Origin of the sequence: Pantoea sp. YR525, assembly GCF_900116775.1 — a bacterium.
GTDB lineage: Bacteria > Pseudomonadota > Gammaproteobacteria > Enterobacterales > Enterobacteriaceae > Pantoea > Pantoea symbiotica.
Genome location: NZ_FPBU01000005.1, coordinates 103,062 through 127,389, shown reverse-complemented (window position 1 = coordinate 127,389; position 24,328 = coordinate 103,062). Strand labels below are relative to the sequence as shown.

Annotated in this window: 20 protein-coding genes; 13 read left to right on the top strand and 7 right to left on the bottom strand. The window is 56.1% G+C overall.

Annotation, left to right across the window (positions count from 1 at the left end; translation table 11 throughout):
- The first annotated feature begins 80 nt into the window (after nucleotides 1-80).
- The 3 genes from BM323_RS11805 to BM323_RS11795 all read left to right on the top strand — a co-directional run bounded on the left by BM323_RS11805 (nucleotide 81) and on the right by BM323_RS11795 (nucleotide 4,607).
- Nucleotides 81-1,649, top strand: a complete 1,569-nt coding sequence (locus tag BM323_RS11805) for an ABC transporter substrate-binding protein (protein WP_008104231.1) — start codon at nucleotides 81-83, stop codon at nucleotides 1,647-1,649.
- 167 nt (nucleotides 1,650-1,816) lie between these two features.
- Nucleotides 1,817-3,319, top strand: coding sequence for a helicase HerA-like C-terminal domain-containing protein (locus BM323_RS11800; RefSeq protein WP_008104234.1), 1,503 nt, complete (start codon nucleotides 1,817-1,819; stop codon nucleotides 3,317-3,319).
- Between the two features lie 10 nt (nucleotides 3,320-3,329).
- Nucleotides 3,330-4,607: a DUF445 domain-containing protein gene (locus BM323_RS11795; RefSeq protein ID WP_008104236.1), complete on the top strand. Its 1,278-nt coding sequence runs from the start codon at nucleotides 3,330-3,332 to the stop codon at nucleotides 4,605-4,607.
- 32 nt (nucleotides 4,608-4,639) lie between these two features.
- Here BM323_RS11795 and lptG read toward each other — a convergent pair whose 3' ends face one another.
- Nucleotides 4,640-5,716, bottom strand: coding sequence for an LPS export ABC transporter permease LptG (gene lptG, locus BM323_RS11790; protein ID WP_008104239.1), 1,077 nt, complete (start codon nucleotides 5,714-5,716; stop codon nucleotides 4,640-4,642).
- Nucleotides 5,716-6,816 (bottom strand): LPS export ABC transporter permease LptF, encoded by a 1,101-nt coding sequence (gene lptF, locus BM323_RS11785; protein WP_036648360.1) that lies wholly within the window; start codon nucleotides 6,814-6,816, stop codon nucleotides 5,716-5,718. The genes lptG and lptF overlap by 1 nt, the downstream gene beginning before the upstream one ends.
- Nucleotides 6,817-7,085: 269 nt before the next feature.
- Between lptF and pepA the strand changes: the two genes are divergently transcribed.
- The 4 genes from pepA to BM323_RS11765 all read left to right on the top strand — a co-directional run bounded on the left by pepA (nucleotide 7,086) and on the right by BM323_RS11765 (nucleotide 12,633).
- The gene (pepA, locus tag BM323_RS11780) at nucleotides 7,086-8,597 is read left to right on the top strand and encodes a leucyl aminopeptidase (RefSeq protein ID WP_008104244.1); all 1,512 of its coding nucleotides are present in this window, start codon (nucleotides 7,086-7,088) and stop codon (nucleotides 8,595-8,597) included.
- Between the two features lie 146 nt (nucleotides 8,598-8,743).
- The gene (locus BM323_RS11775) at nucleotides 8,744-9,205 is read left to right on the top strand and encodes a DNA polymerase III subunit chi (protein ID WP_008104246.1); all 462 of its coding nucleotides are present in this window, start codon (nucleotides 8,744-8,746) and stop codon (nucleotides 9,203-9,205) included.
- A gap of 2 nt (nucleotides 9,206-9,207) precedes the next feature.
- Nucleotides 9,208-12,063, top strand: a complete 2,856-nt coding sequence (locus tag BM323_RS11770; protein ID WP_008104249.1) for a valine--tRNA ligase — start codon at nucleotides 9,208-9,210, stop codon at nucleotides 12,061-12,063.
- 66 nt (nucleotides 12,064-12,129) lie between these two features.
- The gene (locus tag BM323_RS11765; RefSeq protein ID WP_008104250.1) at nucleotides 12,130-12,633 is read left to right on the top strand and encodes a GNAT family N-acetyltransferase; all 504 of its coding nucleotides are present in this window, start codon (nucleotides 12,130-12,132) and stop codon (nucleotides 12,631-12,633) included.
- A 64-nt stretch (nucleotides 12,634-12,697) separates the two neighbouring features.
- Here BM323_RS11765 and BM323_RS11760 read toward each other — a convergent pair whose 3' ends face one another.
- Complete coding sequence (locus BM323_RS11760) at nucleotides 12,698-13,468, bottom strand: tRNA isopentenyl-2-thiomethyl-A-37 hydroxylase MiaE (RefSeq protein WP_008104252.1); 771 nt, start codon at nucleotides 13,466-13,468, stop codon at nucleotides 12,698-12,700.
- A gap of 58 nt (nucleotides 13,469-13,526) precedes the next feature.
- Nucleotides 13,527-13,949, bottom strand: a complete 423-nt coding sequence (gene rraB, locus BM323_RS11755; RefSeq protein WP_008104254.1) for a ribonuclease E inhibitor RraB — start codon at nucleotides 13,947-13,949, stop codon at nucleotides 13,527-13,529.
- Between the two features lie 162 nt (nucleotides 13,950-14,111).
- Here rraB and argF point away from each other — a divergent pair, with 162 nt between their 5' ends.
- From argF to ridA, 4 genes are all read left to right on the top strand, one after another.
- A complete protein-coding gene (argF, locus tag BM323_RS11750) occupies nucleotides 14,112-15,119 on the top strand; it encodes an ornithine carbamoyltransferase (RefSeq protein WP_008104256.1) in 1,008 nt (335 codons plus the stop codon).
- Nucleotides 15,120-15,362: 243 nt separating this feature from the next.
- Nucleotides 15,363-16,298, top strand: a complete 936-nt coding sequence (gene pyrB, locus BM323_RS11745) for an aspartate carbamoyltransferase (RefSeq protein ID WP_008104258.1) — start codon at nucleotides 15,363-15,365, stop codon at nucleotides 16,296-16,298.
- A gap of 11 nt (nucleotides 16,299-16,309) precedes the next feature.
- On the top strand, nucleotides 16,310-16,774 hold the full coding sequence (gene pyrI, locus BM323_RS11740; protein ID WP_007886734.1) for an aspartate carbamoyltransferase regulatory subunit: 465 nt from the start codon (nucleotides 16,310-16,312) through the stop codon (nucleotides 16,772-16,774).
- 78 nt (nucleotides 16,775-16,852) lie between these two features.
- Nucleotides 16,853-17,239, top strand: a complete 387-nt coding sequence (gene ridA / locus BM323_RS11735; RefSeq protein ID WP_008104260.1) for a 2-iminobutanoate/2-iminopropanoate deaminase — start codon at nucleotides 16,853-16,855, stop codon at nucleotides 17,237-17,239.
- 67 nt (nucleotides 17,240-17,306) lie between these two features.
- On the opposite strand, the gene BM323_RS11730 is transcribed toward ridA, so the two are convergent.
- Nucleotides 17,307-19,691, bottom strand: a complete 2,385-nt coding sequence (locus BM323_RS11730) for a beta-N-acetylhexosaminidase (RefSeq protein ID WP_008104262.1) — start codon at nucleotides 19,689-19,691, stop codon at nucleotides 17,307-17,309.
- Between the two features lie 415 nt (nucleotides 19,692-20,106).
- Between BM323_RS11730 and nrdD the strand changes: the two genes are divergently transcribed.
- Both nrdD and nrdG read left to right on the top strand, forming a co-directional pair.
- Nucleotides 20,107-22,245 carry an anaerobic ribonucleoside-triphosphate reductase gene (nrdD, locus tag BM323_RS11725; protein WP_008104264.1) on the top strand — a complete coding sequence of 713 codons (2,139 nt, stop codon included), beginning with the start codon at nucleotides 20,107-20,109 and terminating at the stop codon, nucleotides 22,243-22,245.
- The gene (gene nrdG / locus BM323_RS11720; protein WP_008104266.1) at nucleotides 22,242-22,808 is read left to right on the top strand and encodes an anaerobic ribonucleoside-triphosphate reductase-activating protein; all 567 of its coding nucleotides are present in this window, start codon (nucleotides 22,242-22,244) and stop codon (nucleotides 22,806-22,808) included. The genes nrdD and nrdG overlap by 4 nt, the downstream gene beginning before the upstream one ends.
- Here nrdG and BM323_RS11715 read toward each other — a convergent pair.
- Together BM323_RS11715 and BM323_RS11710 are read right to left on the bottom strand one after the other, a co-directional pair.
- A complete protein-coding gene (locus tag BM323_RS11715) occupies nucleotides 22,701-23,735 on the bottom strand; it encodes a permease (RefSeq protein WP_091003752.1) in 1,035 nt (344 codons plus the stop codon). The two genes, nrdG and BM323_RS11715, sit on opposite strands and share 108 nt — an antisense overlap.
- Before the next feature lie 140 nt (nucleotides 23,736-23,875).
- Nucleotides 23,876-24,307 (bottom strand): YhbP family protein, encoded by a 432-nt coding sequence (locus BM323_RS11710; RefSeq protein WP_008104269.1) that lies wholly within the window; start codon nucleotides 24,305-24,307, stop codon nucleotides 23,876-23,878.
- Nucleotides 24,308-24,328: the final 21 nt, after the last annotated feature.

Genomic DNA, 24,328 nt, shown 5'->3' with positions numbered 1-24,328 from the left:
CACAGCTCAGAACAAACCGGCATTTTGCCAACGCGACGGCAGAGATAGAGTGAATTTATCTATCACTCAGGACAATAATAATGCGCTCACTGATTTTGCTCGTCGCTTTATGGGGCAGCAGCTTTACACTGCACGCCGCCACACCGAAAGATACCCTTGTCGTCGCCGTCCCGCTCGACGGCATTATTAGCTTCGATCCCGCTGAAAGCTTCGAAACCGTCAGTAACAGCGTGCAGCGCAACATCTACCAAACGTTAGTGGAGGCGGATCGTAATGATCCACAAAAACTTGCACCGCTGCTGGCCACCCGTTGGCAACAAGGCAGCACGCCGCACAGCTTAGTGTTCAACATCCAACCCGATGCACACTTCTCCAGCGGCAATCCGGTGACAGCGCAGGATGTGATCTTCTCACTGACGCGTGCGGTGCAACTGAACAAAGCGCCCTCTTTCATCCTCGCCGAATTTGGCTGGACCAGGGAAAACATCGCCAGCCAGTTCAAAGTGCTGAATGACCATCAGCTTGAGATTCAGTGGCCGGCGCAGATTGGTCAAAACCTGGCGCTACGTCTGCTGACCGCGCCGGTTGCCTCGGTGGTGGATAGCAAAACCGTGCAGCAACACGTCGCCAATAACGATCTCGGCAACGGCTGGCTGCATACCCATTCCGCCGGCAGCGGCGCCTTTACCATTCAGCAATATGTGCCGCAGCAGGCGCTGGTGCTGAGCGCTAACCAACAAGCTAATCCGCAGCCGAAGCTGAAACGCATTTTGCTGAAAGGCGTGGCGGATGCCGGTGCGCGTCGTTTGCTGATTCAGCAAGGCGATGTCGATGTGGCGTACCAGCTTGGCCCGGACCAGATTGATGCGCTGAAGAGCGACAAAAACCTGCGCATTGAAGCCTTCCCATCCAGCCTGGTTTACTACCTCGGTTTCAATACCAAAGACAAAGCGCAACCGGCATTAAGCAATCCGGCGCTGTGGCAAGCCGCGCGCTGGCTGGTGGATTACCATTCCATCTCGAAGGATTTGCTGAAAGGTCAGTACCGCATTCATCAGAGCTTCCTGCCACAAGGTTTTGACGGCGCGCTGGACGATCAGCCGTTCCACTACGATGTGGCGAAAGCCAAAGAGATTTTAGCCAAAGGCGGCATCAAGCCGGGGACCAAGTTTGCGCTGACGGTGATCAATCAGCCGCCTTACATTGACGTGGCGCAGGCGCTGCAGGCCAGCTTCGCTAAAGCAGATGTGCAGATTGAGCTGCAGCCGGTGGCGGAATCCGAGCTGTGGAGCAAAATGCGCGGTCGCGATTTCCAGTCGATCTTTATCTACTGGGGCGCGGACTATGTCGATCCAAACACCAACGCCAGCGCTTTTGCGTATAACGTGCCGGGCGGTTCCAAAACCCTGGCGTGGCGCGTCGGCTGGGATATTCCGGATCTGAGTGCGAAAACCCGTGCTGCAGCCGGTGAAAGCGATGCCGTTAAGCGCCGTGCGCTCTATACCGATTTGCAGAAAACCGTGCAGCAGAACTCACCGTTCGTGGTGACGCTGCAGGGCGCTCAACAAGTGGCGGTACGTAATAATGTGAATCATGTGCAGCAAGGGATTGGCGTGAGTTTGCTGTTTTTTGATACGGTGCAGAAGTAATCTCATTTCAGCGTTATTGTTCGGTGCGCATAAATGCGCACCCTACAAAACCGTAGGGTCGCCATTCATGGCGACCGTTATGAACCTCGACTGACAAACATTACGCGATACACCGCGCCGCTTGCTATCCTTTCAGGCATAACCTATTGCCTGAGAGCGAAAAAATCATGACCACTCCGTTACTGATTGCCCAAACGCCTGACGTTCAACTGCATCTTCTCTCCAACATGGCCAACCGCCACGGTTTGATCACCGGCGCTACCGGCACCGGCAAAACCGTCACGCTGCAAAAGCTGGCGGAATCCTTCTCCGATATCGGCGTGCCGGTGTTTATGGCCGATGTGAAAGGCGATCTCACCGGCATTTCCGCTGCGGGTGAAGGTTCGGAGAAGCTGCTGGCGCGTCTGGCGAAAATTGGCGTTACCGACTGGCAGGCGCAGAAAAGTCCGGTGATGGTGTGGGATATTTTTGGTCAGCAAGGCCATCCGGTACGCGCCACGGTCTCCGATCTCGGCCCGCTGCTGCTGGCGCGTCTGCTCAACCTCAACGAGGTGCAATCGGGCGTACTGCAAATCATCTTCCGCATCGCCGACGATCAGGGCTTGTTGCTGCTGGATTTCAAAGATCTGCGCGCCATGACGCAGTACATCGGCGACAACGCCAAAGCCTTCCAGACGCAATATGGCAACATCAACAGCGCATCCGTTGGGGCGATTCAGCGCGGATTACTGGCGCTGGAGCAGCAAGGTGCTGAACACTTCTTTGGCGAGCCGATGCTGGATATCCGCGACTGGATGCGCTGCGACAGCAACGGCAAAGGCTTTATCAACATCCTCTCGGCGGAAAAGCTCTATCAAATGCCGAAACTTTACGCCACCAGCCTGCTGTGGCTGCTGGCCGAGCTGTATGAGCACTTGCCCGAAGCTGGCGATCTCGATAAGCCGAAAATGGTGTTCTTCTTCGACGAAGCGCATCTGTTGTTTACCGATGCGCCGCCGGTGCTGCTGGAGAAAGTTGAGCAGGTGATTCGCCTAATCCGTTCGAAAGGCGTTGGCGTCTATTTCGTGACGCAAAATCCCGCCGATATTCCCGACAATGTGCTGGGCCAGCTCGGCAATCGCGTGCAGCACGCGCTGCGCGCCTTTACGCCGAAAGATCAAAAAGCGGTAAAAAGCGCCGCTGAAACTATGCGCGCCAATCCGGCGTTTGATACCGTCGAGGCGATTCAGGCGCTCGGCACCGGCGAAGCGCTGATCTCCTTCCTCGATGAAAAAGGCAGCCCATCGATGGTGCAGCGGGCGATGGTGATTGCGCCCGGCTCGCGCATGGGGCCGGTAAGCCAGGATGAACGTAACGGCCTGATAAACAACTCGCCGCTGTACGGTAAATACGACACGGAAGTGGATCGCGAATCGGCGTTCGAAATGCTGCAAAAAGGCGTGCAGGCCACCACCCAGCAAGCCAATGCGCCAGAAGCCAAAGGCAACAATGTTGCCGTTGATGACGGCATTCTCGGCGGCCTGAAGGACATCTTGTTCGGCAGCACCGGCCCGCGCGGCGGCAAGCGTGACGGCGTGGTGCAGAGCGTGGCGAAAAGTGCCGCGCGTCAGGTCACCAATCAGATCATTCGCGGTGTGTTAGGCAGTTTATTAGGCGGACGACGTCGTTAAAAAAGGAATTATGGATAAATATCAACAACTCAAACGCAGCAAGCGTCTGGCGCTGTCGCTGCTGCTGATTGCGGCAGCGACTTTTGTGGTAACGCTGTTTTTGACCCCCAATTTTTGGGTACTCGGGCTGAAGGCGATTGCGGAAGCGGCGATGGTCGGCGCATTAGCCGACTGGTTCGCCGTGGTGGCGCTGTTCCGGCGCGTGCCGGTGCCGTTTATCTCGCGTCACACGGCGATTATTCCGCGCAACAAAGATCGCATTGGCGAGAATTTGGGTCGCTTCGTGCAGGAGAAATTCCTTGATACCGATTCGCTGCTGGCGCTGATTCGCCGCCACGATCCGTCGCAGATGCTGGCGCAGTGGCTCAACACGCCGGGCAACGCCGATCGCATTGGCCGCCATCTGTTGCAGGTGATGCGCGGTTTTCTCGATCTCACCGATGATCAACGCATTCAGCGTTTTCTGCGCCGTGCGGTGCATCGCGCGCTGGATAAAGTCGATCTCACCCAATCCAGCGCGCTGCTGCTGGATAGCCTGACGAAAAATAATCGTCATCAGGAGCTGCTGGATGCGGCGGTACAACAGCTGCTGCGCCTGCTGCACAAGCCCGGTACGCGCGAGTTTATCGCCGCGCAGATTGTGCGCTGGCTGAAGCGCGAGCATCCGATTAAAGCCAAAATGTTGCCGACCGAATGGCTTGGCGAGCACAGCGCCGATTTGGTGGCGAATGCGGTGGATTCGATACTCGATCAGGTGGCGCTCGATCAGGGACATGAGTTACGTCTCGGCTTTGACCGCGCGGTGCAGCGCCTGATTGAGCGACTGAAAAGCGATCCCGAGATGGCGGAACGCGCCGAAACCATCAAGAGCTGGCTGAAGGAAGATGAGTCGTTCAATCGCTATATTGGCGAGCTTTGGCAGGATTTACGTGGCTGGCTGAAAGACGACCTGAACAGCGAGGATTCGCGGGTGCAGGAGCGCGTCAGACTGGCTGCGCTGTGGCTGGGCGAAACTCTGGCGGCCGATGAAGCGCTGCGCGCTTCTATGAATCAGCATCTCGAAGACGCTGCACGTAGCGTGGCGCCGGAGTTTGCTGCCTTCCTGACGCGCCACATTAGCGATACGGTGAAAAGCTGGGATGCGCGCGATATGTCACAGCAAATTGAGCTGAATATTGGTCGCGACCTGCAGTTTATCCGCATTAACGGCACGCTGGTTGGCGGGACAATTGGGCTGATTTTGTATTTGTTGTCGCAGGTGCCGGGGTTGATCGAGCAGTTGCATTAAAAAGGTCGCCATAAATGGCGACCCTACAAGGCTTATCGGCGTTTCATCAGCAGGAACAAGCTGATGGCGAAGAACGCGCCGCTTGGCAGAATTGCACCCAGAATCGGCGGCAAACCGTAGACCAGACTCAGCGGACCAAAGATCTGGTCCAGCACGTAGAACAGGAAGCCAAAGCTAATCCCCGTCACCACGCGCACGCCCATTGATACGCTACGCAGCGGGCCAAAGATAAACGACAGCGCCATCAGCATCATCACCGCCACTGACAGCGGCTGGAAGATTTTGCTCCACATATTCAGCTGGTAGCGTCCTGAAACCTGGCCGCTCTGCTTGAGATATTTGCTGTAGTTATACAGGCCGGTGATCGACAGCGCGTCCGGATCCAGCGCCACCACGCCGAGCTTATCGGGCGTCAGGTTGGTTTTCCATTCGCCGCTCAGCGTTTGCGAGCCGGTAATCTGTTTCGCATCTTGCAGATCCGATTCATCGACCTGCGACAGCGCCCACAGCTTTTTATCCGCATTCCAGGTAGCACTCGCCGCATAGCGAACACTCAGCAAACGGCGTTGATCGCTGAACTTGTAGATGCTGACGCCATCAATTTCGTTATCACCTTTGATGCGCTCGATGTAGATGAAGTCGTTGCCGTCCTTCGCCCACAGACCGTTTTGCGTCGAGACCAGCGAGCCACCGTAAAGCTGCTGTGCGCGGTAGTTACGCGCCATCTGTTCGCCCTGCGGCGCAACAAACTCGCCCACCGCCATGGTTAACAGCACCAGCGGAATCGCCGTTTTCATCACCGCCAGCGCCACCTGCATGCGGGTAAAGCCCGATGCCTGCATCACCACCAGTTCGCTACGCTGCGCCAGCGTGCCCAAACCCAGCAATGCGCCCAGCAGCGCCGCCATCGGGAAGAAGATTTCGATATCTTTCGGCACGCTGAGCAGCGTGTAGTAACCGGCGTCCAGCGCGGTATATGCGCCCTGCCCGGTTTTACGCAGCTGATCAACGAACTTTATAATGCCCGACAGCGACACCAGCATGAACAGCGTCAGCATGATGGTGTTGAAGATGGTTTTGCCGATATAGCGGTCAAGAACCTTAAACATCAGACCGATCCTCCACGGCTAAAGCGCGCACGGATGCGACGCATCGGCACGGTATCCCACAGGTTCAGCAGCACCGCCAGCGCCAGATAGGAGAAGTTCACCACCCACATCCAGATGGCCGGATCGAAGCGGCCTTTCGCGGCGTTGGAACGCAGCGAACTCTGCAGCAAGAAGAAGATCAGGTACAGCAGCATGGCAGGCAGCATCGACAGCACGCGGCCCTGACGCGGGTTCACCACGCTGAGCGGCACCACCATCAACGCCATAATCAGCACCGCAAACACCAGCGTTAAGCGCCAGTGCAGCTCAGCCTGGAACTGCGGGGTTTTGTTCTGGAACAGCGTGCTGATATCCGCCTGATCGGCATCGTTCGGATCGAGCGTGGCTTCTTTGTAGCCCACCAGCGCCTGATAATTCACAAAGTCGGTGATGCGGAAGTCACGCAGCATCGCCGTGCCTTCAAAACGCGTGCCTTTATCCAGCGTTACCACTTGCGAGCCATCTTTGTGCTGCTCCATGTGACCGCTGTCAGCCAGTACCACCGATGGACGCGCATTGCCTTTCGGACGCAGCTGCGCCAGGAACACGTTACCGAAATGGTTGCCCTTCACATTTTCAACAAACAGTACCGCATTACCGTCGCTGGAGGTCTGGAACTGTCCAGCCGCCAGCGCCGCCGCGCCTGGGTTCGCTTTGGCGTTTTGCGTCACTTCCTGCTGATAACGTGAGGACCATGGCCCTAACCAAATGACGTTGACCGCCGCCACAATCGATGTGAACAGCATCAGGATCATCGCGGCTTTGATCAGCACACTTTTCCCCAGGCCGCAGGCATGCATCACCGTGATTTCACTTTCGGTGTACAGCCGCCCAAGGGTCATTAAAATCGCCAGAAACAGGCTTAGGGGCAGGATAAGTTGTGCCATTTCAGGCACGCCAAGTCCTAACAATGTCAGAACTAAGTTTGTTGGAATTTCGCCATCCACCGCAGCTCCCAAAATCCGCACTAACTTCTGGCAAAAGAAGATAAGTAGCAGGATGAAGAGGATAGCCAGCTGGCTTTTGAGCGTTTCCCGAACCAGATATCTAATGATGATCACGCTTAGTACGCCTGTGATAACTTGTCTTTTTGCAGGAAAATCGCTAGTTTCAACGCTTATCAGCCATTTTTCTTCATCAATGGCCGTCATCGTAGCTAAAATAGTATGACGAACGCGTTAGCGTGGTGAAAAAACAACATACTTGTCACCACAACTCATTATGACTACCGGCGTTGAATTGTCATGGCGTCGTAACGAATTAATGAGTTACGAGCGCGCTACATTCTAACGACAGCTTAGGCCGTTGTCTTTAAGATTCAGGAGAGTGCATGGAGTTCAGTGTAAAAAGCGGTAGCCCGGAAAAACAGCGTAGCGCCTGCATTGTTGTTGGCGTTTTCGAACCGCGCCGTTTGTCACCCATTGCTGAGCAGCTGGATAAAATCAGCGATGGCTACATCAGCGCCCTGCTGCGCCGCGGTGAACTGGAAGGAAAAGTGGGCCAAACGCTGCTGCTGCACCATGTGCCGAATATCCTCTCCGAACGCATCCTGCTGATCGGCTGCGGTAAAGAGCGCGAGCTGGATGAGCGCCAGTACAAGCAGGTGATTCAGAAAACAATCAATACGTTGAATGACACCGGCTCGATGGAAGCGGTGTGCTTCCTGACTGAACTGCACGTCAAAGGTCGCAATACCTACTGGAAAGTGCGTCAGGCGGTCGAAACCTCTAAAGAAGCGCTCTACAACTTTGATCAGCTGAAAAGCAACAAAGTCGAGCCGCGCCGTCCGCTGCGTAAGCTGGTGTTCAACGTGCCGACCCGCCGTGAACTCACCAGCGGCGAACGTGCTATTCAGCACGGTTTGGCTGTGGCTGCCGGTGTGAAAGCCGCAAAAGACCTCAGCAATATGCCGCCAAATATTTGTAACGCCGCGTATCTGGCGTCGCAGGCGCGTCAGCTGGCGGATGCGTACAGCAAAAATGTAACAACCCGCGTCATCGGCGAACAGCAGATGAAAGAATTGGGTATGAACGCCTATCTGGCGGTCGGTGCCGGTTCCCACAATGAATCGCTGATGTCGGTGATTGAGTACAAAGGCAATAACGATCCGGAAGCACGTCCAATCGTATTGGTCGGCAAAGGGTTAACCTTCGATTCCGGCGGTATCTCGATCAAACCAGCCGAAGCGATGGATGAGATGAAGTACGACATGTGCGGTGCGGCGTCGGTGTACGGCGTGATGCGCATGGTGGCGGAACTGAATCTGCCGCTGAACGTGGTGGGCGTGCTGGTGGGCTGTGAAAACATGCCTGATGGCAAATCAATGCGTCCGGGTGACGTGTTAACCACCATGTCAGGCCAAACCGTTGAAGTGCTGAATACCGATGCTGAAGGCCGTCTGGTGCTGTGCGATGCGCTGACCTACGTTGAACGCTTCGAGCCAGAAGTGGTGATTGACGTCGCTACGTTGACTGGCGCCTGCGTGATTGCGTTGGGTCATCATGTCAGCGGTTTGATGTCGAACCACAATCCGCTGGCGCACGAGCTTATTAGCGCGTCTGAGCAGTCCGGCGACCGCGCCTGGCGTCTGCCGATGGCGGATGAGTATCAGGAGCAGTTGGAATCCAATTTTGCTGATATGGCGAACATTGGCGGCCGTCCTGGCGGTGCGATTACTGCGGCCTGTTTCCTCGCGCGCTTTGCGCGTAAGTTTAACTGGGCCCACCTCGATATCGCCGGTACCGCATGGCGTTCCGGTAAAGCCAAAGGCGCAACCGGTCGTCCGGTACCGCTGCTGTCGCAGTTCCTGCTGAATCGCGCAGGATTGAACGGCGACGATTAAGTTGTCGCAATGCGGTCATTGAAACGGTGCGCATGAATGCGCACCTTACTCCGTAGGGTCGCCATTTATGGCGACCTTATTGTTGGACGCACGAAACCCGATGACGCACAATGCGCCCCACTGTCATTTATGGAAATGAGTCCGCCATGAAAAACGCCACTTTCTATGTGATGGAGTCTGAGAGCGCCAGCGACGGCCTAACCGCCATTGAAGCATTGGTGTGCTCTCTTGCCGAAACACGCTGGCGTGACGGCAAACGCATCCTGATTGCCTGCGAAAACGAAGAACAAGCCAATCGGCTGGATGAAGCGCTCTGGCAGCTCCCGGCCAACGCCTTTGTGCCGCATAACCTCGCTGGAGAAGGCCCGCGCTACGGCGCACCGGTTGAGCTGGCCTGGCCACAGCGTCGTGGCAGTTCACCGCGCGATCTGCTGATCAGCCTTCTGCCGCAGTTCGCAGATTTTGCTACTGGTTTCCATGAAGTGATAGACTTCGTTCCTTATGAAGAATCCCTAAAACAACTGGCGCGCGATCGCTACAAAGCCTATCGCAGCGTTGGTTTCCAATTGAATACGGCGACGCCACCCTCGCCGCAAACGACAGTGTAGAAATGGAAAAGACATATAACCCGCAAGATATCGAGCAGCCGCTCTACGAGCACTGGGAACAGCAGGGCTACTTTAAACCGAATGGCGATACCAGCCAGGAAAGCTTTTGCATCATGATCCCGCCGCCGAACGTCACCGGCAGCTTGCATATGGGTCACGCTTTCCAGCAGACCATCATGGATACCATGATTCGCTACCAGCGCATGCAGGGTAAAAATACCTTGTGGCAGGCCGGTACCGATCACGCCGGTATCGCCACGCAGATGGTGGTAGAACGCAAAATCGCCGCTGAAGAGGGCAAAACGCGCCAGGATTATGGCCGCGATGCGTTCATCGACAAAATCTGGCAGTGGAAAGCGGAATCCGGCGGCACCATTACGCGCCAGATGCGTCGTCTCGGCAACTCGGTTGACTGGGAGCGCGAGCGCTTCACCATGGATGACGGTCTGTCCAACGCGGTGCGCGAAGTGTTTGTCCGCCTGTACAAAGAGAACCTGATTTATCGTGGCAAGCGCCTGGTGAACTGGGATCCAAAACTGCGTACCGCCATCTCCGATCTGGAAGTGGAAAACCGCGAGAGCAAAGGCTCGATGTGGCACATCCGCTATCCGCTGGCTGACGGCGTGAAAACCGCTGAAGGCAAAGATTACCTGGTGGTGGCGACCACGCGTCCGGAAACCCTGCTGGGCGATACCGGCGTCGCAGTTAACCCGGAAGATCCACGCTACAAAGATCTGATCGGCAAAGAGCTGATCCTGCCGCTGGTGAACCGTCGCATTCCGATCGTTGGCGATGAACACGCTGACATGGAAAAAGGCACCGGCTGCGTGAAGATCACGCCTGCGCATGACTTCAACGATTACGAAGTGGGTCGTCGTCATAAGCTGCCTATGATCAACATTCTGACCTTTGATGGCGATATCCGCGAGCGCGCGGAAGTGTTCGACACCAATGGTGAAGTCAGCGACGAGTGCGCCGACGATATCCCGGCACAGTTCCAGAAGATGGAGCGTTTCGCCGCGCGTAAAGCGATTGTTGCTGCCGTTGATGAGATCGGCCTGCTGGAAGAGATCAAACCGCACGACCTGACCGTGCCTTACGGCGATCGCGGCGGCGTGGTGATCGAGCCAATGCTGACCGACCAATGGTATGTGCGCACCGCACCGCTGGCAAAAGTCGCGGTGGAAGCGGTAGAAAACGGCGACATCCAGTTCGTGCCGAAGCAGTACGAAAACATGTACTTCTCATGGATGCGCGACATTCAGGATTGGTGTATTTCACGTCAGTTGTGGTGGGGACATCGCATCCCAGCATGGTACGACAACGACGGCAACGTCTATGTTGGCCGCACCGAAGACGAAGTGCGCCAGGAAAACAATCTGGCCGCCGACGTGGCGCTGCGCCAGGACGACGACGTGCTGGATACCTGGTTCTCGTCCGGTCTGTGGACCTTCTCGACACTGGGCTGGCCAGAGAACACCGAAGCGCTGCGTACCTTCCATCCAACCAGCGTGTTGGTGAGCGGCTTCGACATCATCTTCTTCTGGATTGCGCGCATGATCATGCTGACCATGCACTTCATCAAAGATGAAAACGGCAAACCGCAGGTGCCGTTTAAAACCGTCTACATGACAGGTTTGATCCGTGATGAAGAAGGCCAGAAGATGTCCAAGTCGAAAGGCAACGTCATCGATCCACTGGATATGATTGACGGTATTTCGCTGGAAGATCTGCTGGAGAAGCGTACCGGCAACATGATGCAGCCGCAGCTGGCTGAGAAGATCCGCAAACGTACCGAGAAGCAATTCCCGGACGGCATCGTGCCTTCAGGTACCGATGCGCTGCGCTTTACCCTCGCCGCGCTGGCGTCTACCGGTCGTGATATCAACTGGGATATGAAGCGCCTCGAAGGTTACCGCAACTTCTGTAACAAGCTGTGGAACGCCAGCCGCTTCGTGCTGATGAATACCGAAGAGCAGGATTGCGGCCAAAACGGCGGCGAAATGAAGCTGTCGCTGGCGGATCGCTGGATCCTGAGCGAATTCAACCGCAGCGTGAAAGCCTATCGTGAAGCGCTGGATAGCTATCGCTTTGATATCGCGGCCAACATTCTGTACGACTTCACCTGGAACCAGTTCTGTGACTGGTATCTGGAGCTGACCAAGCCGGTGATGACCAGCGGTAGCGAAGCGGAACTGCGCGGTACGCGTAATACGCTGGTCACCGTGCTGGAAGCGCTGCTGCGTCTGGCGCATCCAATCATTCCTTACATCACCGAAACCATCTGGCAGCGTGTGAAAGGTCTGAAAAACATCGACCACGATACCATCATGCTGCAGCCGTTCCCGCAGTATGAAGCGGCGAAAGAGGATGCCGAGGCGCAGGCCGATATCGAGTGGATGAAGCAGGCGATCGTTGCGGTGCGTAATATCCGTGCTGAGATGAACATCGCACCAAGCAAGCCGCTCGACGTGCTGCTGCGTGACTGCTCTGCCGCCGCTCAGCGTCGCGTTGAAGAGAACCGCACCTTCCTGTCGCGTCTGGCGCGTCTGGAAAGCCTGACCATTCTGCCTGCGGGCGAGAAAGGCCCGGTTTCGGTCACCAAGATTGTTGAAGGCGCTGAGTTGCTGATCCCAATGGCGGATCTGGTCAACAAAGAAGCCGAGCTGGAGCGTCTGGCGAAAGAGCTGGTTAAACTTGATGTCGAAATCGAGAAGATCCAGACCAAGCTGGCGAACGAAGGCTTCGTCTCACGTGCGCCGGAAGCGGTTGTCGCGAAAGAGCGTGAGCGCGTGGCTGAGCTTGAGCAATCAAAAGCAAAACTGTTTGAACAGCAGGGCGTGATTGCGGCATTGTAAGCGCTTCAGTCCAACTGCTTAATCGAAGCCGGGCACTGCCCGGCTTTTTTTTACCGGAAGATAATGATGACCACCGACGCCTCCATCAATTTAAAGGTGCGCCCCATTACCGCTGCCGATAACTCGCTGATCGCGCAGGTGATCCGTGATGTGTCAGCTGAATTTGGCCTGACCGCGGACAAAGGCTACACCGTGTCCGATCCCCATCTCGATCGCCTGTTCGAACTCTACAGCGAAGCCAATAGCGCCTACTGGATTGTGGAACATGATGGTGTGGTGGTGGGCGGCGGCGGCGTTGCTCCGCTGGCCTGCAGCGCGCCGGATATCTGCGAGCTGCAGAAGATGTATTTCCTGCCGCAGGTGCGCGGCTTAGGCCTGGCGCGCGATCTGGCGCTGCGCGCCATGGAATTTGCCCGTCAACGGGGTTTTCAGCGTTGCTATCTGGAAACCACCGGCAGTTTGACGCGTGCGATTAAGTTGTACGAGTCGTTGGGGTTTGAGCTGATTGATAACGCGATGGGCTGTACCGGGCATGTGGATTGCGAAGTGCGGATGTTGAAGGTGTTGTGATGATAGAGGTCGCCATGAATGGCGACCCTACGGTTTAGTTGCCGGTTTTTTGTAGGGTGCGCATTCATGCGCACCAAATTGCCGGCACACCACTATGAAAGCGTAACTCGCTATCCGGTTCGCTAATTAAGCGCGCTTCTGTTTCACCAAACACCTGCACGCGCGGCGCAATGTCCTTCGGCGAAATCTGCTGTGCCAGCTTCAGGTAATCCTGATAATGACGCGCTTCCGAGCGCAGCAGCGAGATATAGAACTTCTCCAACTGCTCATCCAGATACGGCGCCAGGCTGGCGAAACGCTCGCAGGAACGCGCTTCGATGTACGCCCCGCAAATCAGCTTATCCACCAGCGCTTCCGGCTCATAAGTGCGAATTTCGCGAATCAAACCTTTGGCATAGCGGCTGGCGGTGATTTTGCGATACGGCAAACCGCGCGACTGCATGATCTCCCACACCTGATAGAAGTGATGCAATTCCTCTTTCACCAGCAGCACCATCATCTCCACCAGATCGTCGGCCCAAGGCAGTTCGTTGCGCACGATAATGCTTTTGGTCAGATTCTTGTGGGCATTGATGAAATTACTGTCCTGCTCGTCACGGTAGATAAAATCTTCATACGGCTTGAGCCACGCCAGAATGGCATCACCACTCGGCTTATCCGCCACGTATTTACGGATGATAAACACCGCAGTTTGCGCGGCTTTCAATTCGCAAACCATGTGATCGGTGAGCAGCAACGTCAGATTTTCCGGCTTGCGCGCTTCATCAATCCACGCTTGTGGCGTGCGGCAATGCAGGAATTGATAGATCGGTTCTAATAGCGGAGCGTAATTCATGGGCAGTCTTTGTCTTACGGGGAGAGGTTTCAGGGCGGCGAGCGCCGCCCATTAATGCTTAGTGACGCACACCGTTGTCTTCTTCGTCGTCGATGAACTCGCCATCGTCGTCTTCATCTTCGGCATCAGGATCTTCAAAGTAGGTGCCCCAACCGTCGTAATCGACGTTGTAGCTGCCCGCCAGATTCACCAACTGCTCAACCTGCGCATCAATCAACTCAGGCTTCAACGCGCCTTCGCTCAGGATATCCACACACATCACGGTGGTGCCGTCTTCCAGCTCCAGCTCTTCTGGCTCGCTGACTTCGTAGCCCAGTTTGAAGGCATCAACCGCGACCTTCTCCAGCGAGTCAAAGTTGTTGCAGGAGAGATGATGTTCGATAGTGTAAAGCGCATCTGGATCGCTGCCGTCTTCCAGCAACTCTTCAATGATCAGTCGCGTCTCTTCGCGCTGTTCTTCCAGCAATGCTTCATATGCCATGGGTGTGTCCTCAAATATTCGGCTGAATACAATTATTTTCCCACACTGCCTCGCGCGCCACTACACAAAACAACAAGTTTCTTAACGCTGGGGTTGAAAATGCATATTCATACGGTTAGATTGAATTTTAATTCATTTTAATGTGGGCACCCGGAGCGCTGTATGAGTCAGCTACATCAAAGACATTTCCTGAGATTGCTGGATTTCACCCCAGCCGAAATCGATTCTCTGCTGAGTCTGGCAGGTGAATTAAAACACGCAAAGAAAAATGCCAGCGAAACGCAGTACCTGAAAGGCAAAAACATCGCGCTCATCTTCGAAAAAGACTCGACTCGTACCCGATGCTCTTTCGAAGTTGCCGCTTACGATCAGGGCGCTAACGTTACCTATCTCGGCCCAAGTGGCAGCCAAATCGGCCATAAAGAGTCAATGAAAGACACCGCGCGCGTGCTGGGACGCATGTATGACGGTATTCAATATCGCGGCTACGGCCAGGAACTGGTGGAAACCTTAGCGGAATTCGCTGGCGTGCCGGTGTGGAACGGCCTAACCACCGAATTCCACCCCACGCAACTGCTGGCCGATCTGCTGACGATGCAGGAACATTTGCCGGGTAAAGCGCTGAATGAAATGACGCTGGTTTACGTTGGCGATGCGCGTAACAACATGGGTAACAGCATGCTGGAAGCCGCTGCGCTGGTCTGCCTGGATCTGCGTTTGGTGGCACCAAAAGGCTGCTGGCCGGAAGCGGAGCTGGTGGATCAATGCCGCGTGGCCGCGCAGCAAACCGGTGGCAAAATCACCCTGACCGAAGATATCGCCGAAGGCGTGCAAGGTGCCGACTTCATCTACACTGATGTGTGGGTGTCGATGGGCGAAGCCAAATCGGTGTGGGAAGATCGCATCGCTCTGCTGCGTCCTTATCAGGTGAACAGCGCGATGCTGGCACTGACCGGCAATCCGCAGGTGAAGTTCCTGCACTGCTTGCCTGCCTTTCATGACGACAAAACCACGCTGGGCCGGCAAATGGCCGAGCAGTACGGTTTGCAGGATGGCATGGAAGTGAGTAATGAGGTGTTTGAATCTGCGCACAGCATCGTGTTCGATCAGGCTGAAAACCGCATGCACACCATTAAAGCGGTGATGGTGGCGACGCTCGGCAAGCTATGATTGGTCGCGCCGCAAACGTTTACCTCGTGCGCGATATTTGCTTGATGCAAATCAGTGAATGCGTATAATGCGGCCCAATTTGCCGGAGGAAACATGCAACAGCGCAGCGCACAATTTGACGCTCAACGACGCCTGACAGCGGGCGGCGCATCTGTTTCTTTCCGTCATCAATCGATCGTAAAAAAAGCCCCTTAAGCAGGGGCTTTTTTTTGTCCGCAATCCGGCAGCGCAGAGGAGAACGCTATGGCCAACCCGCTATATCGCAAGCACATTATTTCCATCAACGATCTCAACCGCGACGAGCTGGAGCTGGTGCTGCATACCGCCGCCCAGTTGAAAGCCAATCCCCAGCCGGAGCTGCTGAAACACAACGTGATCGCCAGCTGCTTCTTTGAAGCTTCAACGCGCACGCGCTTGTCGTTTGAAACCGCGATGCATCGTCTCGGCGCGTCGGTGGTGGGCTTCGCCGACGGCAGCAACACCTCGCTCGGCAAGAAAGGAGAAACCCTCGCCGATACCATTTCGGTGATTGGTACTTACGTCGATGCCATCGTGATGCGTCATCCGCAGGAAGGCGCGGCGCGTCTGGCGACGGAATTCTCCGGCGGCATTCCGATTCTCAACGCGGGTGACGGTGCCAACCAGCATCCGACGCAAACGCTGCTCGATCTCTTTACCATTCGCGAAACGCAAAATCGCCTCGATAACCTTAATGTGGCGATGGTCGGTGACCTGAAATATGGCCGCACCGTGCATTCACTGACGCAGGCGCTGGCGAAGTTTGATGGCAACCGCTTCTTCTTTATCGCGCCGGATGCGCTGGCGATGCCGTCGTACATCACCGATATGCTGGATGAGCAGAACATTGCCTGGTCGCGCCACGACACCATCGAAGAAGTGATGCCAGAACTCGACATTCTGTATATGACGCGCGTGCAGAAAGAGCGCCTCGATCCGTCGGAATACGCCAACGTTAAAGCACAGTTCATCCTGCGCGCCGCCGATTTAGCCGGTGCGCGCGACAACATGAAAGTGCTGCATCCGCTGCCGCGTATCGACGAGATCACCACCGACGTGGATAGCACGCCGCACGCCTGGTATTTCCAGCAGGCTGGAAATGGCATCTTCGCTCGCCAGGCACTGCTGGCGCTGGTACTGAATCGCGAACTGGCACTGTAAGGAGCAAAGCGATGACACACGATAATAAATTGCAGGTTGAAGCCATCAAACGCGGCACGGTGATCGACCATATCCCGGCGCAGGTCGGCTTTAAGTTACTGTCGCTTTTTCGTCTGACCGAAACCGATCAGCGCATCACCATTGGCCTCAACTTGCCGTCGGGCGAGATGGGCCGCAAAGATCTGATCAAGATCGAAAACACCTTCCTGACCGACGATCAGATCAATCAGCTGGCGGTGTATGCGCCGCTTGCCACGGTGAACCGCATTGACGAATACGAAGTGGTGGCGAAGATCGCCCCAACTTTGCCGGATCGTATTGACCGCGTGCTGACTTGCCCGAACAGCAACTGCATCAGCCGCAACGAGCCGGTGTTCACCAGCTTTGCGGTGAAAAAGCGCGAAGATGATGTACATCTGAAGTGCAAATATTGCGAGAAAGAGTTCGCGCGCCACGTGGTGCTCGGTCACTGGTAATCGCCTGCGTCGTCCCTATAATGGGACGATTCATTTCGCGGCGGACATCGGTCGGCCGCGCACTTTCAAGGAGAAACAATGTCTCGCGAAATCAGTACTTCAAACGCACCCGCAGCGATTGGCCCCTACGTGCAGGGCGTGGATCTCGGCAGTATGATCATCACTTCAGGCCAGATCCCGGTTGATCCTGCCACCGGCGCCGTTGCCGACGATGTTTCTGCGCAGGCACGTCAGTCACTGGAAAATGTGAAAGCGATTGTCGAAGCAGCATGCCTGAAAGTGAGCGATATCGTGAAAACCACCGTGTTTGTGAAGGATCTGAATGACTTCGCCACGGTGAACGCAACTTACGAAGCGTTCTTCACCGAGCACAACGCCAGCTTCCCAGCGCGTTCTTGCGTAGAAGTGGCGCGTCTGCCGAAAGATGTGAAGATTGAGATTGAGGCGATTGCGGTTCGTCGTTGATTGATCGCGGTGCGCATAAATGCGCACCCTACGCTTTTCGTAGGGTCGCCATTAATGGCGACCTCTGTTATTTAAACGATCGCAGTAACTTCTCCAGCGGCCGCACTAGCGCCAGCACCGTTTCATCCTGCACCTGCGCTGCCGCGTCCAGTTGCGTATGCATCTGCGCCACTTCGCCTGCGCCATACGCCTGATTACGCTCCAGCGCGTTGACCAAATCCAGCCCCATCCGGCTCAGTTCTGTCACTTGCTGCACCTGCTGCTGTAGCGGCTTGAGCTGATAGCTACCCAGAATCAGCGGCATCACCGCATCACTGTTGTTCTGCCAGCGCTGCAGCTGCTGACGGATGGCATGCGCCGCCGCGTGATCGGCGCGATTGGCGATCAAGCGATCAACCTGCTTATCCAGCAAACGCACCGCGTTGCTCTCGGCAGGCAACACATCCGCCAAACGATTGAGCGGTTCAAAATAGTCGTAATGTCCCACCTGGAATTTCAGATGCTGGCGCGTGTAGTACTGCGCCGGTTCCAGCACTTCGGCCAATATGCGCAGCGGCGTGATGTCGCTGCTGTTTGCCAGACGCATCATCTGCACTTCAGCCTGCTGATGCTGCTGCAAACCGACAGAAATAGTGCCCCAGCGATCCACCGCGCTCAGGCGTTGATACATGTTATCGCTGTCGGTGACATCCTTTGCCGACCATAACCGCTCAGCCACCACAAAAGCGCGCGGCCACAGGCGCGTATCAATCACCCGGCTATTAACGTTCTCCGCCCACAGCGCCGCTTCGCCGCCAATCAGGTTGTTTTGCATCTGCTCCGGCGTCGGTACAGATGGCGCAATGCCGGTTGGCACTTGCGCCAGTTTGCTACCTTCCGTGGGATAACGTACGTTGCCCACCAGCATATAACCGGTCAGCTTGTCTTGCGTCAGCGTCACCATTGGCTGGAACGGCCCCATCCACGTATCGACGCTGAAGGTCAGCTGCGTAGGCGACAGCCAGCGGATATCGCTGACCATACGACGCGCTTTGCCACTGAAATCGATAAAGCCGCGCCAGCCGTTTTTCCCCTCAATCAGCGTAAAGCTGCCTTTCAGCGCGCTGCCTTTCAGACGCGGCATGGTGAATTGCCAGCTCTGCGTCTGCTCACCGGCTTGCACCTGATCCGCGCCGTTAAGCCCTTGCGGCCAGGGTTCATTGCGATAGTGATAGGCGGCGGTTTGCGGCTGATCGAGATAGAAACCGGTGGAGAGAATGCCGCGGAAGTCGTTTTTCGCCACGGTGCCCAACGCATCCTGTCCTTGCCACGATTGAATCAGAATGCTTTTTGGCAGATCAGGATGGTAAACCTCATCCCAACCGATCATGCGGCGCTGATGTGCTTCGAGGATTTTCTCAACGCGCTGGTTAAACCAGGCTTGCAGCGCATGCGTATCCTTTAGACCGTGATCGCGCATAAATTGCTGAATACGCGTGGAATCATTCCACTGGCTTGGATCGACCTCATCGCCACCGATGTGAATGTAGGGATCGGGGAAGATCGCCGTTACTTCGCCCATTAAGGTGTCGATAAAGCGGAACACCGCGTCGTTGCTGGGATCGAGCAGCGGCTTAAACACGCCCCAGCCGCGTTCCATCTGATACGGGCCCGGCGCGCTCATTAATTCCGGCATCGCCACCGCGATCGCCGAGGCATGACCAGGCAGATCGATTTCCGGTACCACGCGCACGCCGCGCTGCGTGGCATAGTGCACCACATCGCGCATCTGCTGCTGCGTGTAGTACAAGCCGTCGCTGGCTTTTTCCTGCAGCTGCGGATAGTGGCTGGAGGCAAAACGCCAACCTTGATCGTCGGTTAAGTGCCAGTGAAACACGTTCATACGCGCAGCGGCGATGCCGTCGATTTGCCGCTTCACGGTTTCAATCGGCAGGAAGTGGCGCGCCGAATCGATCAGCACGCCGCGCCACGGAAAGCGCGGTTTATCGTCAATGGTGACGTAGGGGATTTCGGTGCCTTTTTCGGTGTTCTCGATCAGCTGCAGCACGGTTTCCATGCCGCGCATCGCACCAAAGCGCGTATTGGCTTTCAGTAACACGCCGTCGCTGTTAACCAGCAGATGATAACTTTCGTCGCTGTCCGGCTGGGGAATCGGATCAACCGCCTGCGCGATTTGCACCTGAATGTTGGGATGATCGCTGGATGCGCTGGCTGGCAGCAGCGGCCAGCCGGTTTGCCGCGCAATGCGCGCACGCCAGCGCGATTCAGCACCTTCCAGATGATCGCCCGAGATATGCAACGTGAGCTGCGGTGTTAACGCATACGCCCCGCCGCCGCTCGGCTGCACCACGCTTTGTGGCCACGGCATCAGCGGTAAATCTCCGGCGGGCGCGGCGAAGGCGGAAAAAGTCATGGATAAACAACAGGCAAGCAAGGTTCTCTGCAATGGCATCTGGGCATCCTTGTAAATGAAACAGCGGACCAAAATGGGCAAAAGGCCCATTAAACCTGTTTCGCTTTGCAAAGCAAGTGGCGACAAACCGAAATCAAGGCGGGTTAAAACTTTTGTAGTTTAGCCAGAGTAACCATTGCGTAATGCCGCTCAGTTAAACATTAATTTGCATATGCATGCAGGTGCGCATGAATGCGCACCCTACGAAAATCGCGCCAATCCATTGTAGGGTCGCCATTTATGGTGACCGAAAGACGCTTACTGACGAGCATTAGAGTAACCATTGCGCGGCTTTCAATCTTGGTTGTGGCTTCCTTGCTGTAGGTCAAACCGCCTGCGATTAATTACTGCGTAAACACCATATATAGCGATTACACTCCTTAAAATTATCTACATATAGTTTCATGGAGAAGAAATGGCGACGGTGGTGATTAAGCGTGACGGCTGCAGAGTGCCGTTTGATGCGCAGCGGATCGAGGCGGCAGTAAGCGCGGCCGCGCGTGCGGCACAAATCGATGATACGGCCTGGTGCGCGCAAGTGGCGGCGCAGGTTAGCCAGCAGCTGGCTGAACAGGCCGAAGTGGATATCCGCGACATTCAGTGCGCGGTGGAAGAGACGCTGATGAGCGGACGCTGGCCGCAGCTGGCACGCGCCTATATCGAATATCGCCATGACCGCGATCTAGCGCGTGAGCAGCGCGGTAAACTGCATCACGCCATTCGCGGTTTGGTGGAGCAAACCAACGCGGCGCTGCTCAATGAAAACGCCAATAAAGACAGCAAAGTGATCCCAACCCAGCGCGACCTGCTGGCCGGTATCGTCGCTAAACATTACGCTCAGCAGCAAATGTTGCCACGCGATGTGGTGCTGGCGCATGAGCGCGGCGACATCCACTACCACGATCTCGACTATTCCCCGTTCTTCCCGATGTTTAACTGCATGCTGATCGATCTGCACGGCATGCTGACTAACGGTTTCAAGATGGGTAATGCCGAGATCGAGCCGCCCAAATCGATCGCTACCGCCACGGCGGTGACCGCACAGATCATCGCGCAAGTTGCCAGCCATATTTACGGCGGCACCACCATCAACCGCATTGATGAAGTGCTGGCGCCGTTCGTCACGCTCAGCCTGGAAAAACACCGCGCGGTGGCGCTAGAGTGGCAGATTCCCGATGCCGAAGCCTATGCGCGCGTGCGCACCGAAAAAGAGTGCTACGACGCGTTTCAGTCGCTGGAGTATGAAGTGAACACGCTGCACACCGCCAATGGCCAGACGCCGTTTGTCACCTTTGGCTTTGGCCTCGGCACCGACTGGGCGGCGCGGCTGATCCAGCAATCCATTCTGCGTAACCGCATTGCCGGGCTGGGTAAAAATCATAAAACGGCGGTGTTCCCGAAACTGGTGTTTGCTATCCGCGAAGGGGTGAATCGTCGGCCTGGCGAAATTAACTACGATATCAAACAGCTAGCGCTGGAGTGCGCCAGCAAACGCATGTATCCGGATATCCTTAACTACGAAAAAGTGGTGGAAGTGACCGGTTCGTTTAAAACGCCGATGGGCTGCCGCAGCTTCCTTGGCGTCTACGAGGAGAACGGCGAGCAGATTCATGAAGGCCGCAACAATATTGGCGTCATCAGCCTCAATCTGCCGCGTATCGCGCTGCAAGCCAAAGGCGACGAAGTGCAGTTCTGGCGCTTGCTGGATGAACGTCTGGCGCTGGCGAAGCGTGCCTTAATGACGCGTATCGCCCGGCTGGAAAAAACCAAAGCGCGCGTGGCGCCGATTCTGTATATGGAAGGTGCCTGCGGCGTGCGCTTGAAAGCGGATGACGAAGTGGGCGCCATTTTCCGCAACGGCCGCGCCTCGATTTCCCTTGGCTACATCGGCCTGCATGAGACGCTGAATGCGCTGAGCGGCAACGAAGTACATCCGTATGACGCCGAATACCTGCGGGCAAAAGGCGTGGCGATTGTTACCCATCTGCGTAACGCGGTGGATGCCTGGAAAGAGGAAACCGGCTACGGCTTCAGCTTGTACAGCACGCCGAGCGAGAATCTGTGCGACCGCTTCTGTCGTCTCGATGCCGCGGAATTTGGCGTGGTGGCAGGCGTGACCGACAAAGGGTATTACACCAACAGCTTCCATCTCGACGTGGAGAAAAAGGTCAATCCCTACGACAAGATCGACTTTGAAGCGCCCTATCCCGCCATCGCTAACGGCGGATTCATCTGTTACGGCGAATACCCCAACATCCAGCACAACCTCAAAGCGCTCGAAGACGTTTGGGATTACAGCTATCACCGCGTGCCCTATTACGGCACCAATACGCCGATCGATGAGTGCTACGAATGCGGCTTTAGCGGCGAGTTCAGCTGCACCAGCAAAGGGTTCACCTGCCCATGCTGCGGTAATCACGATCCGGCGCGCGTGTCGGTGACGCGCCGCGTGTGTGGCTATCTCGGCAGCCCGGATGCGCGTCCGTTTAACGCCGGTAAACAAGAAGAGGTACAGCGGCGCGTTAAACATCTGGAGACAGGAAAGCTGGGATGATGCGCATCCACGGCTATTATCCGGTTGATATCGTTAACGGGCCCGGCACGCGCTGCACACTGTTTGTCGCGGGCTGCGAACATCAATGTCGCGGCTGCTATAACCAAAGCACGTGGCAGCTGGATTCCGGCGTACCTTTTACGCTGGAGATGGAAGAGAAGCTGATCGCCGATCTTAACGATCGGCGCATTCCGCGTCAGGGCTTGTCGCTGAGCGGCGGCGATCCGCTGCATCCGCATAACGTGCCGCATGTGCGCCGCCTTGTGAAACGCGTGCGACGTGAATGTCCGGATAAGGATATCTGGCTGTGGACCGGCTACGAGATGGCGGAACTCAGTGCGGCGCAGCGCGAAGTGGTGGATGAGATTGATGTGCTGATTGACGGACGTTTTATCGAAGCGGAAAAAGATGCGCGGCTGCTGTGGCGCGGCAGCCGCAATCAGAAGATTTGGTGGTTACGCCAGCCACAAGGCGAGCACGCCGAGCAGCATGCCGCTGCCTGCCACGCCGATCAGCGCGATCCACAGCGCCCGTGCGGGAAAGGCGCGATGCAGCATCAATAACGACGGCACACTCACGGCGGGCAGCGTGACTAACAACGCCAGCGCGGGCGCAACGCCCATGCCCGCCAGCATCATGGTCTGCACAATCGGGATTTCCGCAGCGGTGGGAATCACAAACAGGCAGCCAGCAATTGCCATCAACATCACCCAAAACAGCGTATTGCCCACCGCGCCATCCGCGTGCGGGAACAGCCAAACGCGCGCGGCACCGAGCAACAATACCGCGACGATGTACAGCGGAATGGTGTTGCAGAACAGTCGCCACATCACTCGCAGCCAGCGCGTCAGAAACGGCTGCTCATCGCGAGCCGGTATAACGGGCGCGGCAACGGCCTGATCCGGCACGCTGCGCTGCACCAGCCACGCGATGCCCAATACCATCATCAAACCCGCCACCAGCCGAATCGCCGCAAAATTCCAGCCAAGTACAAAGCCCATAAAAATCAGCGTGGCGGGATTGAGTAGCGGATTCGCCAGCCAAAACGCCATTGCCGCGCCGCTGGAAACCTGCGACTGACGCAAGCCAGCTGTCACCGGCGCTGCACAGCAGCTGCACATCATGCCTGGCAAACCTAATCCAGTGCCCATCAGCGTCGAGCCAAAGCGCGAGCTGCCCATCAGACGCAGCAGCCAGGCGCGTGGAATCAGCACCTGCACCAGCGATCCGAGGATCACGCCGAGCACCGCCGCTTTCCACACGGCGAGGAAATAGACCATGGCGTAATCAAGCGCTGCGCGCCACGGTGAGTCCGCCGCATTGGCCAAAATCGATTTACCAATCGAGTGCGTTTCGGCGGCAGTAAAGGCTTTGCCGTAATAAGGCTGCCATTTGACATACCACAGACCGATTACCACAACGGCGAGGAACAGCAGCGGTTTCCACCAGGCAAAGCGTGTCACTGGGGCGTGAGAAGAGAGTTGGGTCATCACAGAATTCCGTATTCAACTGAATAACGATGCCGCGTTGGGATACGCGGCGGATAGGCCTTAGTGTTATTCAGGTCATTTCATTCCGCCATGTGGAAATCGCTCAAACTTGATCCGGGGCGGAAATTTACCTCTTGCACCTACATGTCGCTGCGTTGCCAGACAATTTTTTTGCCAAAGCCCAGCGCATTGTCGGTCATCTTCACTTCATCGAGCATGATTTCCCACAGCGGCGCCGTGACTTTCTTCGCCACCGGAAAACGCTTCTGATAGGCGTGACGCGCCATCGTTTCCCTTTCTCCGCTTAGAAGCTGAATCACGCCGCGATACTGCACGCCTTTGATCAACAACACGCTTTTCGGCTGGCCATTCACGGTGCCTGCCACGCGAGGATTTGCCTGGATTAATGCGCCATGGCGCGTGTCAGGCTCGGTCATCAGCCAGAACGCCATGTTCGCTGCATCAAACACATAGAAGCAGTTGGCGCACCACAGATCGTCGCCGTGGCTGGCAGATAACGACAGCACATGCTGTTTTTTTAAGTAGCGAATCAGATGAGCATGGTCGGACAAAATCGGACTCCGTGCGGCGAA

What these genes read in the sequence shown, in the direction of transcription:
- BM323_RS11805 (WP_008104231.1), top strand. Translation starts at nt 81, where the DNA reads ATGCGCTCACTGATTTTGCTCGTCGCTTTATGGGGCAGCAGCTTTACA.
- BM323_RS11800 (WP_008104234.1), top strand. Translation starts at nt 1,817, where the DNA reads ATGACCACTCCGTTACTGATTGCCCAAACGCCTGACGTTCAACTGCAT.
- BM323_RS11795 (WP_008104236.1), top strand. Translation starts at nt 3,330, where the DNA reads ATGGATAAATATCAACAACTCAAACGCAGCAAGCGTCTGGCGCTGTCG.
- lptG (WP_008104239.1), bottom strand. Translation starts at nt 5,716, where the DNA reads ATGTTTAAGGTTCTTGACCGCTATATCGGCAAAACCATCTTCAACACC.
- pepA (WP_008104244.1), top strand. Translation starts at nt 7,086, where the DNA reads ATGGAGTTCAGTGTAAAAAGCGGTAGCCCGGAAAAACAGCGTAGCGCC.
- BM323_RS11775 (WP_008104246.1), top strand. Translation starts at nt 8,744, where the DNA reads ATGAAAAACGCCACTTTCTATGTGATGGAGTCTGAGAGCGCCAGCGAC.
- BM323_RS11770 (WP_008104249.1), top strand. Translation starts at nt 9,208, where the DNA reads ATGGAAAAGACATATAACCCGCAAGATATCGAGCAGCCGCTCTACGAG.
- BM323_RS11765 (WP_008104250.1), top strand. Translation starts at nt 12,130, where the DNA reads ATGACCACCGACGCCTCCATCAATTTAAAGGTGCGCCCCATTACCGCT.
- BM323_RS11760 (WP_008104252.1), bottom strand. Translation starts at nt 13,468, where the DNA reads ATGAATTACGCTCCGCTATTAGAACCGATCTATCAATTCCTGCATTGC.
- rraB (WP_008104254.1), bottom strand. Translation starts at nt 13,949, where the DNA reads ATGGCATATGAAGCATTGCTGGAAGAACAGCGCGAAGAGACGCGACTG.
- argF (WP_008104256.1), top strand. Translation starts at nt 14,112, where the DNA reads ATGAGTCAGCTACATCAAAGACATTTCCTGAGATTGCTGGATTTCACC.
- pyrB (WP_008104258.1), top strand. Translation starts at nt 15,363, where the DNA reads ATGGCCAACCCGCTATATCGCAAGCACATTATTTCCATCAACGATCTC.
- pyrI (WP_007886734.1), top strand. Translation starts at nt 16,310, where the DNA reads ATGACACACGATAATAAATTGCAGGTTGAAGCCATCAAACGCGGCACG.
- ridA (WP_008104260.1), top strand. Translation starts at nt 16,853, where the DNA reads ATGTCTCGCGAAATCAGTACTTCAAACGCACCCGCAGCGATTGGCCCC.
- BM323_RS11730 (WP_008104262.1), bottom strand. Translation starts at nt 19,691, where the DNA reads ATGCCATTGCAGAGAACCTTGCTTGCCTGTTGTTTATCCATGACTTTT.
- nrdD (WP_008104264.1), top strand. Translation starts at nt 20,107, where the DNA reads ATGGCGACGGTGGTGATTAAGCGTGACGGCTGCAGAGTGCCGTTTGAT.
- nrdG (WP_008104266.1), top strand. Translation starts at nt 22,242, where the DNA reads ATGATGCGCATCCACGGCTATTATCCGGTTGATATCGTTAACGGGCCC.
- BM323_RS11715 (WP_091003752.1), bottom strand. Translation starts at nt 23,735, where the DNA reads ATGACCCAACTCTCTTCTCACGCCCCAGTGACACGCTTTGCCTGGTGG.